The sequence below is a fragment of the Actinomyces viscosus genome (genome assembly GCF_900637975.1).
Classification (GTDB): Bacteria; Actinomycetota; Actinomycetes; order Actinomycetales; family Actinomycetaceae; genus Actinomyces; species Actinomyces viscosus.
The window spans coordinates 2462854-2477032 of record NZ_LR134477.1 but is presented as its reverse complement, the minus strand read 5'-3'; the positions used below and the strand labels follow the sequence as shown (position 1 = coordinate 2477032).

Sequence of the window (14179 nt, the reverse complement as noted above, 5' to 3'; positions counted from 1 at the left end):
AGGCACGGGCCCGAGCCCGGCGGGAGGCGTCCCGGACGAAGGCGCCGCTGCCGGTGGCGGCGCGGTCTGAGCGCTCCTCGTGGCGGGTCCGGTCTGGGGCGGCTCGAGGGTCGGCTCCGGCTGCGGCTCGGGGGAGGTCTGATCGGAGGGCGCGCTCATGAGCTGATCCAAGCACGCCGCCCTGGGCGGTGCGAGTAGCGTCGCCGATACGATACCTGGGAATACCCAGAGCGTTACCGAAACGTGGGCGTGGACCCGGCTGAGTGGACCTCCAGAGAGCGTGACCTCGGTCCCTTGCCATGGCCCTCGCTTGCGCCACCGAGGAGACGCTGCGTATTTTACTCGTGACCATCTAGAGCAACCGAGAGACCTGGCTCGACGACATTGCAGCAACCCCCTTCATGGTGCGGGTGCTTCCGCCAGGAACGATGGAGGAGTACGTGAGCACACCTGACCAGTCGACCGCCGGCTCTGACCGGCGCGAGGGCGACGACCCCGCCGGCCCCCAGCGCGTCGAGCATGAGGAGGGCGTGAGCGCCGACCTTCGGGACGCCGATCCTCAGGACTCCGGGACGGGCCCCGCCAGCTCGTCCGCCGAGCCCATGATCTCCCTGCGTGATGTCCACAAGGTCTACCGCCTGCGCAGCGGCAAGGAGGTGCGGGCCCTGGACGGGCTCAGCCTCGACGTCGCGCCCGGCTCCATCCACGGCATTGTCGGGACCTCCGGGGCGGGTAAGTCCACGCTCGTGCGCTGCCTGACCTCCCTGGAGCGCCCCACCAGTGGCCACGTGAGCGTCGACGGCCAGGACATGACCGCCCTGCCGGCCGCTCAGCTGCGCGAGGCCCGACGCCGCATCGGCATGGTCTTCCAGCACGCCAACCTCCTGGACCAGCGCACCACCGCCCAGAACATCGCCTACCCGCTGGCGCTGGCGGGCGTGGCGGGCGGGCAGCGGCGCCCGATCGTGGAGCGCATGCTCGACCTCGTCGGCCTGGCCGACCGCGGCGGCTCCTACCCCTCCCAGCTCTCCGGCGGCCAGAAGCAGCGCGTCGGCATCGCCCGCGCCCTCGCTGACGACCCGGCCGTCCTCCTGTGCGACGAGCCCACCTCCGCCCTGGACCCGGAGACCACCCGCTCCATCCTCGAGCTCATCAAGAACGTCCGCGACACCCTGGGCCTGACCGTCATCATCATCACCCACGAGATGAGCGTGGTCCGCCAGGTCTGCGACTCCGTCAGCCTGCTCGAGGCCGGCAGGATCGTCGAGAGCGGCCGGCTGGAGGACATCGTGCTCGACGTCGACTCCCGCCTCTCGCGCGAGATCGTGCCCTTCCCGAAGGTGCCCGAGGCCGCCGTCGCCCACGGGGAGAGCGTCGTCGACGTCTCCATCACCGCTCACCCGGGGCAGCCGGCCGCGGTCGCCCTCATGTCCATGGTGGCCGAGCTCGGCGGCGACATCGCCGCCGGCGTCTTCGAGACGATCGGCGAGGCCCAGATCGGGCGCCTGGCCGTCACCGTCCCTGGTCCCGAGACCGAACAGGCCGTGAGCACCCTGCGACAGGCCGGTATCGCTGCGGAGGTCCGCTCATGAACTCGATCCTCCTTCCGCTGGCCCAGGCGGCCCTGCCGAGCAGCCGCACCTGGTTCGACAACCCCGTCATCCAGCGCAAGCTCGGTGACGCCCTGATTGAGACCCTGGCGATGACCTTCGCGTCCGGGGCCCTGACGATCCTCTTCGGCCTGCTGCTGGGGCTGGCCCTGGTCTCCACCGGTCAGCGCGGGCAGTTCCGCAACCCCGGGCTGTACTGGGTGCTCTCCCAGATCGTCAACATCGGTCGCTCCATGCCCTTCATCATCCTCATGGTGGCCCTCATTCCGGTCACCCGGATGCTCGTGGGCACCTCCCTGGGCTGGCAGGCGGCCTGTGTGCCGCTGACGATCGGCGCGATCCCCTTCTATGCGCGCCTGGTGGAGACGGCCATCAACGACGTCGACCACGGCAAGGTCGAGGCCGCCCTCATGATGGGCGCCTCCGGGACGCAGATCACCTGGGGCGTCCTCGTGCGCGAGGCCCTGCCGATCCTCATCCAGTCGGCGACCGTCACCATCATCACGCTCCTGGGCTACTCCGCCATGGCCGGCGCCGTCGGCGGCGGTGGCGTGGGTGACCTCGCCATCCAGTACGGCTACCAGCGCAACCAGGTGGACGTCATGGTCATCACCGTGGTCGTCATCGTGGTCATCGTCGGCATCATCCAGCTCATCGGCGACATGCTCAGCCGGCTGGTGAACCACCGCTGAGGCGATCACCAGCCGGGTAGGCGCACCGGGACCGGCACGGGCCGGTCCGGATCGGTCCCGGTCAGTCCAGCTGCGTCGTCGGCCCCAGTACCGTCAAGCCTTTCTTCTCTCCCACCATCGGGCCGCCCGGCCCTGCGAAAGGAACCACCATGTCCTCCTCGTCCTCCTCCATCTCCCGCCGCACCGTCATCGCCGGCGGCCTGGCCACCGCCGCCGCCCTCACCCTGGCCGCCTGCGGCTCCAAGTCCGGCAAGAACGGTGACGTTCAGGGCATCAAGGTCGACGGCGATACCGCCACGATCACCATCGGCGCCACCCCCAAGCCCCACGTCGAGATCCTCCAGTGGGTCCAGGACAACCTCACCGAGGGCTCCGGCATCAAGCTGGACATCAAGGAGATCAACGACTACCAGACCCCCAACTCCTCGCTGGACGACGGCTCGCTGGCCGCCAACTTCTACCAGACCCCCAACTTCCTGGAGCAGCAGAACAAGGAGAAGGGCTACGACTTCGTCTCCATCGCCGACGTCCACATCGAGCCCATGGGCATCTACACCTCCAAGGGCTACAAGGACGTCAAGGAGATCCAGGACGGCGGCACGATCGTCCTCAACAACGACCCGGCCAACACGGCTCGCGGTCTCAAGCTCCTGGCCACCGCCGGGCTCATCGAGCTGGACAAGTCCGCCGAGCTGCCCAGCGACACCGACGTGACCTCCAACCCGAAGAACCTCAAGTTCACCACGGTCGACGGCGCCCAGGTCTACAAGTCGATGCCGGACGCCGAGGCCGCGGTCATCAACGGCAACTACGCCATCGAGGCCGGGCTCAACCCCAAGGAGGACTCCCTCTTCCTGGAGAAGGGCGGCAAGGACTCCGAGTACCCCAACCAGCTCGTCGTGCGCAAGGACGACAAGGACAACGAGCACCTCAAGAAGCTCGCTTCGCTCCTCAACGACGCCAAGCTGCGCGAGTACATCACCACGACCTGGCCGAACGAGGCCGTCATCCCGGCGTTCTGACGCCTGGGCTGGCCGCGGTCGGCCAGAGCCGACGCCGAGGCCGAACGCGGCCGGCACCGTGCGCCCCTTTCGCCTCGTGCCTCCTCGCGGCCGGGGACATCCTGCACGTGCGGGGACAGAAATTCCGCACCCGTACGTGCGGAGTGTCCCCGGCTGGAGCGGACTGCACCCGGCCGTGCAGGATGTCCCCGGCTGCGCCGGCTCAGGCGGCGATGGCGGCGCCCAGGAGGATGAGGCGCAGCGCCCGCACGGTGGCGTCGGTGACGAGCTCCTCAGCCCGGGAGACGGCCTCGGGCAGGTCCATGGGGACGGGGATGATGCCCATGACGGCGTCGATCCCGGCGGAGTGGACCGCCTCGGAGCCGCGACCGATCGAACCGGCCAGCGCGATGACCGGCTTACCCGCCAGCTTGGCGCGCCGCCCCACCTCGGCGGGGATCTTGCCGCGCGGCGTCTGGAAGTCGACGGCGCCCTCGGCGGTGATGACCAGGTCCGCCTGGGCGATCTGGGCGTCGAGGTCGACCCCGCACAGGTCGGCGTCCATGAGCACCTCGAAGCGCGAGCACAGCCGGGCTCCCAGCCCGGCGGCGAGCCCGGCGCCCAGGCCGCCCGAGGCCCCGGTGCCCGGGCCGGTGAGCAGGTTGCGGTGGGCCGCCTGCGCGGGGAAGGCCTGCGCCAGGAGACCGGCCCAGTGCGCCAGGCCCGCCTCAAGGGCCTCCACCTGCTCGGGGCTGGCCCCCTTCTGCGGCCCGAAGACGCGGGCCACGCCGCGCTCGCCGGTGAGGACGTTGTGCATGTTGCCGGCCACGAGGATCTCGACGTCGCGCAGCCGGGGGTCCATGCCGGAGGTCTCGATCCGCTGGACCCGGGCCAGGTTGGAGCCGGTCGGGTCGACCTCGCGGCCCTCGGCGTCCAGGAGCCGGGCGCCCAGGGCCACGAGCGCCCCCGCCCCGCCGTCGCAGGTCCCCGAGTCGCCGCAGCCGATGATGACGCGCCGGGCCCCGCCGTCGAGCGCCACCGAAATGAGCTCGCCGACGCCGGTCGTCGTCGTGGCGCCGGGGTCGCGCATGCCGGCGGGCACCAGGCGCAGGCCGGCCGCCGCGGCCATCTCCACCAGCCAGGTTCCCTGGGCCGAGCCGCCCAGGCGGGCCAGGTAGGAGTCGACCGGTTCTCCTACGGGGCCGGTGACGCGAGTGGTGATGAGGTCGCCGCCGGTGGCCCGGGCCATCGTGGCCGCCGAGCCCTCACCGCCGTCGACCAGGGGCAGCTCGACGACGACGGCTCCGGGCAGGAGCCGGCGCACCCCGGCGGCCACCGCCTGGCACACCCCTTCGGGGGAGAGGCTCTCCTTGAAACCGGAAGGGGCGACGAGGATACGGGTGGGTACGGATGTAGGCATGACTTTCCTCCAGGACTGCAGGGTTTGGGGTGACGAGTGCGAAGGGGCGGGAGCCCGGGAGGCTCACCAGCTCAGGCCCAGCAGCGGCCACAACCAGGCGCTGCAGGCCATGACCAGGACCACCATGAGGGGCCCGAGGATGAGAGACAGGCGCCGCAGGTCGTCGGGCGAGAAGGTCTCCACGCCGTCGACGTCGGCGAACATGGCCACGGGCTTGGCCGAGGACGGCAGCGTGTGGCAGAAGCCGGCGGCGGCCGTCGAGGCGAAGGCCGCCGCGGCCGGGTTCACGCCCACCGCCGGCGCCAGGGCCACGACGATCGGGATGAGCACCGCCGAGCGGGCCGAGCGCGACTGGATGACCAGGTGGGAGGCGGTCGACAGCGCCACCACCACGAGCATGAAGGGCCAGGGCGAGTCGATCCGCAGGGCGTTGAAGGCCGAGGTCGCCACCCACTCGGCGGCGCCGGTGGACACCAGCGCGTCGCCCATGGCGAGGGTTGCCGCCATGAAGACCAGCAGCGACCAGGGCGCCCTGGCCAGCGCCTTGCGCAGCGCCACCGAGCCGTAGCCGGGCAGTGAGGTCACCAGCACGCCCAGGAGGGCCACGATGGCCGGGTCGACGCCGTGCAGCGACTCGGTGCACCACAGCACCACGACCGTTCCGATGAGCAGGGCGGCCCGGTTCTCGGCCTGGGTCAGGGGGCCGGTCACCGGCGTGGGGGAGGCGGCCGCGAGATCGGCGATGTCGACGCGCACCCGACGGCGCATGTCCTCCTTGCGCGTGAACAGCCGCACGATGAGCTCGGTGGACAGGTGGCTGGACAGGGCCGCCAGAGGCAGGCCCAGCAGCAGCCAGCCGGCGAAGGAGAACTCCTGTCCGCCCGCGGAGGCCACGATGTGCGAGGTCACCAGGTGGGCGCCGGCCCCCAGGAAGGAGCCGACCGCCGACAGCAGGATGACGGTGGGGAAGATGAGCGACAGGGCGTGGATGAGCCGTTTACGGGAGGCCCGGAGGTCGGCGTCCTCGTCCGCCCCGGTGCCGAGGGCCCCGGCCAGGGCCGTGTAGACCGGCAGGAGCAGCGCGGCCCGGCCCGAGGTGGAGGGGGCGGCGAAGACGGTGGCGACGATCGCGGCCGTCACCAGGTGGAGCAGGACGCGCGGGTGGTCGGTGCCGGTCACCAGCCAGGCCGCCAGGCGGCCGGTCAGGCCCGAGGCGCTCACCCCGACGGCGATGACGAAGGCGGCCACCAGCAGCCAGATCGTGTCGTCCCCGAGGCTGGCGAACATCTCGTCCGGGCTCAGGGCGCCGGTGAGGACCAGGGCGGTGGCGGCGCCCAGGGAGATGTAGGTGTCGTCGACGTCGGTGAAGGCCCAGGCCCACACCGAGGCGATGAAGATGATCAGGGTAAGTGCTCCGGTGACGGTCAGGCTCCCCTCGGCGCCGCCCGCGCGCCAGGCGGCCACGCCTACGGCCGCGCACAGGCTCACGGCGAGGGCAGCGGACAGAACGTGCCGCCACGGCAAGCCCCGGGCCGGTGCGGGCTCGCCGCGCCTCGCCAGGGAGAGCGGCAGGGTCTCGCGCACGGTGGGCGTGTCGGTCTCGAAGGAGCCGACGGTGTCGGTCGCGGTGGTCATGAGCCGGCCTCCTCTCCCGAGGTGAGGTGCCAGGAGTCGTCGGCCGGGATGCGCAGGCCCACGGTGGCTCCCTGGCCGGAGGCGGAGACGGCGAAGACGGTGCCGTCGTGGGCGTCGGCGATGGCCCGCACGATGGCCAGTCCCAGCCCGGCGCCGCGCGGGCCGCCGCCGGCCTCGCCGTGCGTGAAGCGCTCGAAGAGCCAGTCGACGTCGTCGTCGGCCAGGCCCGGGCCCTCGTCGGTCACGGAGATCTCCAGCCCGCTGCGGCCGTAGCCGTCGGTGGTGGGCGCGATGGTGAGGGTCAGGGGGCCGTCGCCGTGCTGCAGCCCGTTGCGGGCCAGGTGGGCGGTGGCCTGGCGGAGGCGCTCGACGTCGAGCGTGGCCGTGCCCCGGGCCCTCAGGTCGAGGCTCCAGCGGCCCGGGGCCATCGCCTCGACGTCGTCGAGCAGGGTGCGGGCCAGCTCGGTGACCGCGACGTCGGGGGTGGGGTGGGCGAAGTCGCGCCGCTCGGCTCGGGTGAGGGACTGCAGGTCGTCGAGGACCCGCTGCAGCTCACCGATCTGGTGGCGCTGCTGGAGGATGGTGCGGGTGGGCGGCTGAGCGGCCAGGCGCTCGTCCATGGCGGCCAGGGGGCCGGATATCTCCTGGTGGGCGCGCAGGACGAACTGGGTCTGGCCGTCGAAGGCCTCCTGGAGACGGTCCAGCATGCCGTTGAACTCCTCGGTCAGCCCGGCGATGTCGTCGCGGCCCTTGACGGGCAGGCGCCGGCTGAGGTCCTGGGTGGAGACGGAGGCGGCCGCGGTGCGCAGGTCGTGCAGGGGCCTGAGGATCTGGCGGGCCACGAGCAGCCCGACGACGCCGGTGAGAACCAGGACGGCCGCGCTGATGCCGACCATGAGCCAGATCGTGGCGTTGAGCTGGTCCACGCGCGAGGCCGTGAAGCTCATGGTGATGACGGACAGGTGCTGGGAGGGGTTGTCGGGCTCGAGCTCGACGCGGGCCCAGCGGACCTCCCCGCTGCCGTAGCCGGTGGCGCCCGACGGCGACTGCAGCATCTTGACGAACAGGGGGTCCGTGCTGGTCAGGTCCAGGGTCGGGGCGGAGGCGCCGGAGGCCTGGGTGGCCTGACCGGTGGCGTGGTTGTAGACGATGACGGCCTCCCGGTCGGTGAGCTGCTGGCCGTCGCGGTAGACCTCCATGAGGCGGGTGGTGGAGGTGAAGGGCTGGGAGGTTCGCGGGTCGACGCCGGTGGCGGCGAAGTTCTGGAGCTCCTTGACCTCGTGGGCGACGTCGGCGTTGGCGGAGCGGGAGATGTCCGCCATGAGGGTGGAGCGCACGGAGACGATCATGCTGGCCAGGCCCAGGGCGACGACGAACAGCATCCAGGCGACGATGCGCAGTTGGGCGGGGACCGAGGAGCCGGAGACCGGGGCGGTGGACATCGGGGGAGGGGACGAGGGGACGGAGGTCATCGGTATCAGCTCCCCCCCGCCGGAGGAGGTCAGGTAGACCGGGCTGGGCTGCGCGGGCGGGCCGGGGACGACGGCCATGAACTCGGCGGCCAGCGCCAGCGCCACCGGGACGAGCATGAGCAGGGCCAGGGCGAGGATGCGGCGTGAGGTGTTCATGCTTCAACTGTCACGAGCCAGTCCTAGAGGGACCACAAGTGGGTATGAGAGTTCTCTAATGTTGAGTGGGCTAACGAAATAGTGTTATTTATAAGTCTTTGCTGGGGTGCGGGGTGCTGAGGCGGGTGCGCGCGGGGCGCCCTCCTCACGGGTGGGGACATCACCTCGTGGCCGGGGACATCTCACGCGTACGGGGGCAGAGAACCTGCACCCGTACGCGTGGAACGTCCCCGGCTGGAGCGGACTGTCCCCGGCCGCGCAGAATGTCCCCGGCCACGTTGCGACTGGGGCCGGGCGTTGTCATCTCCCGTAGACAGTTCGAGGCCCCGGGGATTGTGCGGCGGGCCGGCCGCCTAGGTTGAGCCGCGGGCGTCCGACGGCGCCCCAGGACCCACGGGCGAGAGGACGGCGCAGGATCATGGCGCTCTGGAGTGGACACGGGCAGTCGAGCCGGTCGAGCCGGTCGGGGTGCTCGGCTCAAGCCGGGCACGAGAGCGAGACCGCAGACCTCGATGGCCCGGCCGCCGTCGAGGCCTGCGAGCTGCGCAAGTCCTTCCCGGTCCCCGGCGGCGAGCCCATCGAGATCCTGCACGGCGTCTCCTGCGCGATGATGCCGGGGCGGATGACGGCCCTGGTCGGCCCCAGCGGCTCGGGCAAGTCGACGGCGCTGCTGTGCCTGGCCGGGCTGGAGGCGGCGACGTCGGGCCGGGTGAGGCTCCTGGGGCGGGACCTCGGCGGGCTTCCGGCGGCGCGGGTGGCCGAGCTCTACCGCGACTGGGTGGGCTTCGTCTTCCAGGCCTACAACCTCGTGCCCTACCTGACGGTGCGCGAGAACATCACGATCAGCGACACCCTGGCCGGCCGGCGCCCCGACCCGGTTCGCGTGCGGACGGTCCTGGCCGGGCTGGGGCTTGAGGCGCGCGCTGACGCGAGCGCGACGACGCTCTCGGGCGGCGAGCAGCAGCGCGTCGCCCTGGGGCGGGTCCTCTACCGCCGCCCGCCGGTGGTCTTCGCCGACGAGCCCACCGGGGCGCTGGACACGCGTTCGGCCGCCTTCGTCCTGGCCGAGCTGCGACGCCTGGCCGACGACGGGGCCGCCGTCGTCCTTGTGACGCACGACCTGGGGGCCGCGGCCCTGGCGGAGACCGTGCTCATCATGCGTGACGGCCGCATCGTCGACCACCGCCGGGGCGCCAGTGCCGACGAGCTGCTGGCGGCCGTCAACCAGACGGGGGCTGCGGCATGACTCGCTACACGCTGCGCGCCCTGGCCAGTCAGTGGCGGGCCTGGTCAGGGGCGGTGGTGGTGCTGGCCCTCGCGGCGGCCCTCGTCAACGTCTGCCTGGTGCACCGCATGGCCGTCACCCGCCCCGACGTCGTCGCCGCGGCACGGGCGGCGGGCGTCAACCCGGCCGAGCTGACGGTTCCGGGCGTCTCGGTCGCCTTCTACACGGCGATGGTGGCGGTCCCGGTGGTGAGTGTCGTCGGGCAGTCCTGCGTGCAGGCGCTGCGCACGAGCTGGGCCCTGTGGCGGCTCGCCGGAGCCCTGCCCCGGCAGGTCCTCACCACCGTCGTCGTCACCGTGGCGGCGCTGGGAGTGGTGGCCTGCGTGCCCGGGATCCTGCTGGGGCTGGTCGTGGCCAGGCCCTTCGCCTCCGTGCTCACCCGCCTGGCCGCCGCGCGCATGGGGCGGATCGAGGTGGCCCAGACGCCGACGACGCTGCTGCTCACCGTGGCGGTCGTGGTCGCCGTCGCGGTCCTGGGCGCGATCGGCCCGGCGTGCAGGGCGGTGCGCACGTCCGCCGTGGAGGCGGTGCGCGAGGCGGCCCCGGCCGGGCGGCGCCGCATGGGTGCGGTCCGCTGGGTCGCGGCCGGCCTGTGGGGGATGGTCTGCGCCGTGCAGCTGGTGGCGGCCTTCCTGGTCCGGCCCGGCCCGATGGTGGAGGGGTGGCCGACCGGCGGGGGCCAGGCGACCCTGGCGGCCTTCCTGCTCGCGGTCCTCGTGGTGCTGCTGGCGCCGGTGCTCGTCCCGGGACTGCTGCGCCTGTGGTCGGCGCCGTTGGCGCGGTGGGGCGGACCGTGGCTGCTCGCGCGCCGCTCGGCGCTGTGGCGTGCCGGCTCCGCGGCCAGCGCCATCGGCCTGCTGGCACTGTCTCTTTCCTTCACCGCCGCCCTGATGACCAGTCTCGCCACGAGTGAGGCGGTGGTGGAGGCCGCGCACCTGAGCGTGGCGCTCAACCAGGTGGACTCCCTGGTTCTGGCGGCGATTCTCGCGGCGATGGCGCTGCTGGGGGCCGTGGCCGTCGTCGGCATGACCTCCCGGTCCCGGCAGCGCGAGGTCGCGGTGCTGCGCTGCGCCGGGGGCACGGTGCACGGCGCGCGCCGGCAGGTGGTCATCGAGGCGGGGCTGTACGTCGGGACGGCGCTGTTGGTCTCGGTCGTGCCACTGATGGTGACGGCGGTCGGCGAGGCTGTCTTCTACGCCAGGGCGGGGCTGCCGCTGGTGGTGCGCCCCGCCGTCGGACCGGTGGTGCTCGTGGCGTTCCTGTCCTTCCTGGTTCTGGCCGCAGTACTGCTCGCCCCGATCCGGAGCGCCTCCCGGACCCCGATCGGCGCCGTCCTGGCGGCCGAGTGAGGAAGGGGGGGGCGAGTCGTCGGGTGCCTGGGATTCGCTGACGCGCCCTCCGGCCTCGTGGACTGCCGGGACCTCATGTGCGTCTCACGGCTTCTGAGGGTATCGGGTGTCATATCGTCTGGAGGGGGTGCTCGGGCGCGGAGTCGTCGGTCGTCTTGCCGGGAGGCGTACGTGCGTGAGCGTTGCGAGGGCGCCCGGGCGTGTACTGCACGAGGCCCGGGTACTACTGGCCGGGAGGTGGGTGTACTCCACGAAGGTCCAGGTCCCGTGCAGTACGGACGGCCCCAGGCCAGTACAACCCCGCCCTCGTGCAGTGGCTGGCCTGAGAGGAGCCCAGGCCAGAAGCGGCGTGCTGACCGAACGCCGCCAGGAGCTGTAGAAAGGCCAGGGTGTCCAAATCTGTGACAAAGGCTCGGACGGTTCTCATCCAGGCGGACCGCAGCCGCATGATTCCAAGGTTCTCGTTCATGCGGTCTGGGGGCTGCGGATTCCTTTGTTGCAGATTTGGACACTATCGGGCCGATTCCCCCGAAGAGTCCGGTGCAACAGATCCACGGGAGCGCTGTGATCAGCGCCCCGAAGCCATCGTGACCACAAGGTCTGCCAGGATCCCCACCTGGGAGCAGGGCCTGGCCTGCTCATCATCCCGCCCCAAGGTGGTGCGGTCCCGACTCGCTTACCTCGCAATGGTGGAACTGAGCACCTCACGCCCTCACCAGGCCGTGTCTCAGGAGCCATGACACTCAAACATCTCAGAAGGCGAGGAGACCGACATGCTCCGAGAGTTCAGGTTTCAAGACCTATGGTTCGTCCGCGTGAGCGCTGACAGAAGCGGCAGCGCTTCGCCTCGTGCCGACGCCTGCCGGGACTTACACTCAATTCGCTCAAAACGATCAATTCGAAAAAGACGAGCGAGCAGCAGTGTGGGAGTGTGACATGACGATGACGACTGAGAGCAGGACCTACCTGCCTGAGGAGGACGTCGCTGGGCGCTTCGCCGAGCTTGTGACGGCACTTGAGGCGTCCCCGGGCACGACGCCGCAGCTGACGGTCAATGGTCAGTCGATCGAGCTGACGTCCGGGATGGCTGCGGCCCTTCTCCAGGTCGCGGACGCGATGCGACGAGGACTGGCTGTCACGGTCGCGCCGCAGGACCAGCGTCTGACAACGCAGGAGGCGGCCGACATGCTCGGCATCTCTCGGCCGACGCTGTTCAGGATGCTGGAGGCCGGTGAGATCCCGTTCGAGATGGTCAGACGGCATCGCCGGTTGTTTCTCACTGACGTGCTGGAGTTCCGCGAGCGTCAGCGCCGGGCGGCGAACGAGGCTCTGTCAGACATGGTGGCCGACGCTCAAGCGATGGGCGCCTACGACGAGGACCCGGCTGAGGCACGCCAGGTCCTTCAGGAACTCCGCGCGCAGGACTGACCGATGGCGTTCTCCGCTTGCTGCGACCGTGCCTCACGGCTCGGGAGCTGCTCCGGGAGCTCGGAATCCGGGGCGTAGGGTTACGGTCACGACGGAGAGGAGGGACGCCGGTGTCCGGTGCGGAGCGCGGCTCGTCGTCGGCGATGGGGATGCGGGCCGACTGGCGGGCGCTGGGGGAGTGGGTGCGCCAACCGGCGCCCGCGCAGGCCGGCCCCGGCCTGCTCTCCACGGTGCTCCTCATCCTGTGCGCCACCTACCAGGGAGGCATGATCGGCGTCGCGGTGCTGACCGGTCGCGTCGGCGACGGCGGCCTGCTTCCCGGGATCGCGGCGACTAGGCTCAGCATCACGGTTCTCATGGCGGTGGCCATCGGGTCAACGGCCCTGCTCGCGGCGCGGCACAGGTACCCGTTGGCGGTCTTTCTAGCCGAGTGCGTCGTGTACGTGGCGGCCTCGGCGCTGGGGCTCAACAACTTCTTCCTCCTCCCGGTGCTGGTGGCGCTGGGAGGCGCGGTGAGCCGCCTTCCGCTGTGGCAGCACCTCGCGGTGATCGGCGCGGCCTGTCTCATGGTGACGGCCAGCGCTGTCCTGGTGTCCCCGCCCGGGTTCCTGCTGGAGGAGTGGCTCAGCCAGGTGGTCGCCGTCCTGCTGACGGTTGTGGCCGCGATGCTCTCGCGCAGCGTCACGGGCTGGCGGGCGGCCCAGGCCCAGGCGAGGGTCGAACGGGAAAGACTCCGGGCGCTTCGCTCCGAGCGGGACCGTGCGGTGACCCGGGCCGGGATCGCCGCCGAGCTGCACGACTCCGTGGGGCACGGCCTGACCACCATCATCGCCCTGTCCGAGGGGCTGGCCGGCAACGCCGACCCGGAGGTCGACGAGGCGGTCGGCGGCATCAACGAGGTGGCCCGGGAGTGCCTGGAGCAGACGCGCCGGGCGGTCAGGGCCCTGGCCGACGGCGGCCGGGAGCCGAGTCGGGACGCCACCGCGAGCCGGTCCTGGGATGAGATCAGGAGCGTCGTCGGGCGGGTGCGGTCGCTGGGCGTGACGGTGGTCCTCACCGAGACCGGGCAGCGGGCCGACGACGCCGGTCAGGCCGACCTGTGCTTCGCGCTCACCCGGGAGGCGCTCACCAACGCGGTGCGGCACGCGCCGGCGCTGTTGCGGGTGCAGGTGTCCTGGGACCACGCGGAGTCCGCGGTGACGGTGACGGTGAGGAACGACGGTGCCGCGGGCGCCATGCGTGACGGGGACGAAGGAGAGGACGAGGTCCGTGGCGGGGAGCCTGTGACGGGAACCGGCCTGCTGCGGCTGCGGGGTCGGGTCGAGGAGGCCGGGGGCTCCCTGGAGTGGGGGCCCGAGGCCGACGGAGGCTGGCTCGTTGAGGCGGTCATCCCGAGAAGCCGTGGAGAGGGCTGAGGCGTGGGTGCGGAGTCGGAGGGGCTGAGGCCGACGTCGGTCATGCTCGTGGATGATCAGCGTTTCGCGCGCCTGGGGTTGGCGCTCATGGTCCGCAAGGCGCCGGACCTGCGCGTGGTGGCGGAGGCCGGCGACGGGCGGGAGGCGCTGGAGGTCCTGGAGGAGCTGAACCGGTCGTCGGGGCTGCCTGACGTCGTGCTCATGGACGTGCGCATGCCCGGCCTGGACGGGATCAGCGCGACTGGCGCGGTGGCGCAGCGCTTCCCGACGGTGAAGGTCCTGGTGCTGACGACCTACGACGAGGACGACTACGCCTTCGGGGCGCTGGAGATGGGGGCCTCGGGGTTCCTGCTCAAGGACGTGCGTGCGGCGCAGCTGGCGCAGGCGGTGCGGGCGGTGGCGCAGGGCGACGCCGTGCTCACGCCGCGCGTCACCAAGGAGCTCATTGCGCGCGGGGCGCCGCGGGCGCTGTCCGGTGCGCAGCGGAAGGAGATGCGGGAGCGGTTCGGGGCGCTGACGCCCCGCGAGCTTGACATCGTCCGGCTCATCGCTGAGGGGATGTCGAACGAGGAGATCGCCGAGAGGCTGGTGCTCCAGCCCGCCTCCGTGCGCCGCAACGTCAGCCGCATCCTGGCCAAGCTCCACTTGCGTGACCGCGTCCAGATCGTCGTCGCCTGGTACAAGAGTGGTGGTTGAGAGGTATGGCCGGCCCTGGC

11 protein-coding genes and 1 riboswitch are annotated in these 14179 nt (G+C 71.5%); of the genes, 8 read left to right on the top strand and 3 right to left on the bottom strand.

All coding sequences use genetic code 11. From position 1 onward, the window contains the following. Positions 1–345: 345 nt before the first annotated feature. Positions 346–435: riboswitch (SAM riboswitch) on the top strand. The 3 genes from EL340_RS10595 to EL340_RS10585 all read left to right on the top strand — a co-directional run bounded on the left by EL340_RS10595 (position 429) and on the right by EL340_RS10585 (position 3324). After that, positions 429–1592 (top strand): methionine ABC transporter ATP-binding protein, encoded by a 1164-nt coding sequence (locus tag EL340_RS10595; protein ID WP_126414545.1) that lies wholly within the window; start codon positions 429–431, stop codon positions 1590–1592. Its footprint overlaps the riboswitch before it by 7 nt. Continuing rightward, positions 1589–2302 (top strand): methionine ABC transporter permease, encoded by a 714-nt coding sequence (locus tag EL340_RS10590; protein WP_126414544.1) that lies wholly within the window; start codon positions 1589–1591, stop codon positions 2300–2302. The genes EL340_RS10595 and EL340_RS10590 overlap by 4 nt, the downstream gene beginning before the upstream one ends. Positions 2303–2451: 149 nt before the next feature. Beyond that, on the top strand, positions 2452–3324 hold the full coding sequence (locus tag EL340_RS10585; RefSeq protein ID WP_126414543.1) for a MetQ/NlpA family ABC transporter substrate-binding protein: 873 nt from the start codon (positions 2452–2454) through the stop codon (positions 3322–3324). A 202-nt stretch (positions 3325–3526) separates the two neighbouring features. Here the strand turns inward: EL340_RS10585 and EL340_RS10580 are convergent, their stop codons facing one another. The 3 genes from EL340_RS10580 to EL340_RS10570 all read right to left on the bottom strand — a co-directional run bounded on the left by EL340_RS10580 (position 3527) and on the right by EL340_RS10570 (position 7986). Further along, positions 3527–4723, bottom strand: a complete 1197-nt coding sequence (locus EL340_RS10580) for a glycerate kinase family protein (RefSeq protein ID WP_126414542.1) — start codon at positions 4721–4723, stop codon at positions 3527–3529. A gap of 63 nt (positions 4724–4786) precedes the next feature. Further along, positions 4787–6358: an SLC13 family permease gene (locus tag EL340_RS10575; RefSeq protein WP_126414541.1), complete on the bottom strand. Its 1572-nt coding sequence runs from the start codon at positions 6356–6358 to the stop codon at positions 4787–4789. Next, complete coding sequence (locus tag EL340_RS10570) at positions 6355–7986, bottom strand: sensor histidine kinase (protein ID WP_232023021.1); 1632 nt, start codon at positions 7984–7986, stop codon at positions 6355–6357. The genes EL340_RS10575 and EL340_RS10570 overlap by 4 nt, the downstream gene beginning before the upstream one ends. 418 nt (positions 7987–8404) lie before the next feature. Here EL340_RS10570 and EL340_RS10565 point away from each other — a divergent pair, with 418 nt between their 5' ends. The 5 genes from EL340_RS10565 (at position 8405) to EL340_RS10545 (ending at position 14159) form a co-directional block, all read left to right on the top strand. Beyond that, the gene (locus tag EL340_RS10565) at positions 8405–9232 is read left to right on the top strand and encodes an ABC transporter ATP-binding protein (RefSeq protein ID WP_232023020.1); all 828 of its coding nucleotides are present in this window, start codon (positions 8405–8407) and stop codon (positions 9230–9232) included. Next, positions 9229–10620 carry an FtsX-like permease family protein gene (locus tag EL340_RS10560; protein WP_126414540.1) on the top strand — a complete coding sequence of 464 codons (1392 nt, stop codon included), beginning with the start codon at positions 9229–9231 and terminating at the stop codon, positions 10618–10620. The genes EL340_RS10565 and EL340_RS10560 overlap by 4 nt, the downstream gene beginning before the upstream one ends. Positions 10621–11556: 936 nt before the next feature. Then, positions 11557–12048, top strand: a complete 492-nt coding sequence (locus EL340_RS10555) for a helix-turn-helix domain-containing protein (RefSeq protein WP_126414539.1) — start codon at positions 11557–11559, stop codon at positions 12046–12048. 110 nt (positions 12049–12158) lie between these two features. After that, positions 12159–13463 carry a sensor histidine kinase gene (locus EL340_RS10550; protein WP_232023019.1) on the top strand — a complete coding sequence of 435 codons (1305 nt, stop codon included), beginning with the start codon at positions 12159–12161 and terminating at the stop codon, positions 13461–13463. A gap of 3 nt (positions 13464–13466) precedes the next feature. Further along, positions 13467–14159, top strand: coding sequence for a response regulator transcription factor (locus tag EL340_RS10545; protein WP_126414538.1), 693 nt, complete (start codon positions 13467–13469; stop codon positions 14157–14159). Positions 14160–14179: the final 20 nt, after the last annotated feature.

What these genes read in the sequence shown, in the direction of transcription:
- EL340_RS10595 (WP_126414545.1), top strand. Translation starts at nt 429, where the DNA reads ATGGAGGAGTACGTGAGCACACCTGACCAGTCGACCGCCGGCTCTGAC.
- EL340_RS10565 (WP_232023020.1), top strand. Translation starts at nt 8,405, where the DNA reads ATGGCGCTCTGGAGTGGACACGGGCAGTCGAGCCGGTCGAGCCGGTCG.
- EL340_RS10585 (WP_126414543.1), top strand. Translation starts at nt 2,452, where the DNA reads ATGTCCTCCTCGTCCTCCTCCATCTCCCGCCGCACCGTCATCGCCGGC.
- EL340_RS10575 (WP_126414541.1), bottom strand. Translation starts at nt 6,358, where the DNA reads ATGACCACCGCGACCGACACCGTCGGCTCCTTCGAGACCGACACGCCC.
- EL340_RS10580 (WP_126414542.1), bottom strand. Translation starts at nt 4,723, where the DNA reads ATGCCTACATCCGTACCCACCCGTATCCTCGTCGCCCCTTCCGGTTTC.
- EL340_RS10570 (WP_232023021.1), bottom strand. Translation starts at nt 7,986, where the DNA reads ATGAACACCTCACGCCGCATCCTCGCCCTGGCCCTGCTCATGCTCGTC.
- EL340_RS10560 (WP_126414540.1), top strand. Translation starts at nt 9,229, where the DNA reads ATGACTCGCTACACGCTGCGCGCCCTGGCCAGTCAGTGGCGGGCCTGG.
- EL340_RS10555 (WP_126414539.1), top strand. Translation starts at nt 11,557, where the DNA reads ATGACGATGACGACTGAGAGCAGGACCTACCTGCCTGAGGAGGACGTC.
- EL340_RS10590 (WP_126414544.1), top strand. Translation starts at nt 1,589, where the DNA reads ATGAACTCGATCCTCCTTCCGCTGGCCCAGGCGGCCCTGCCGAGCAGC.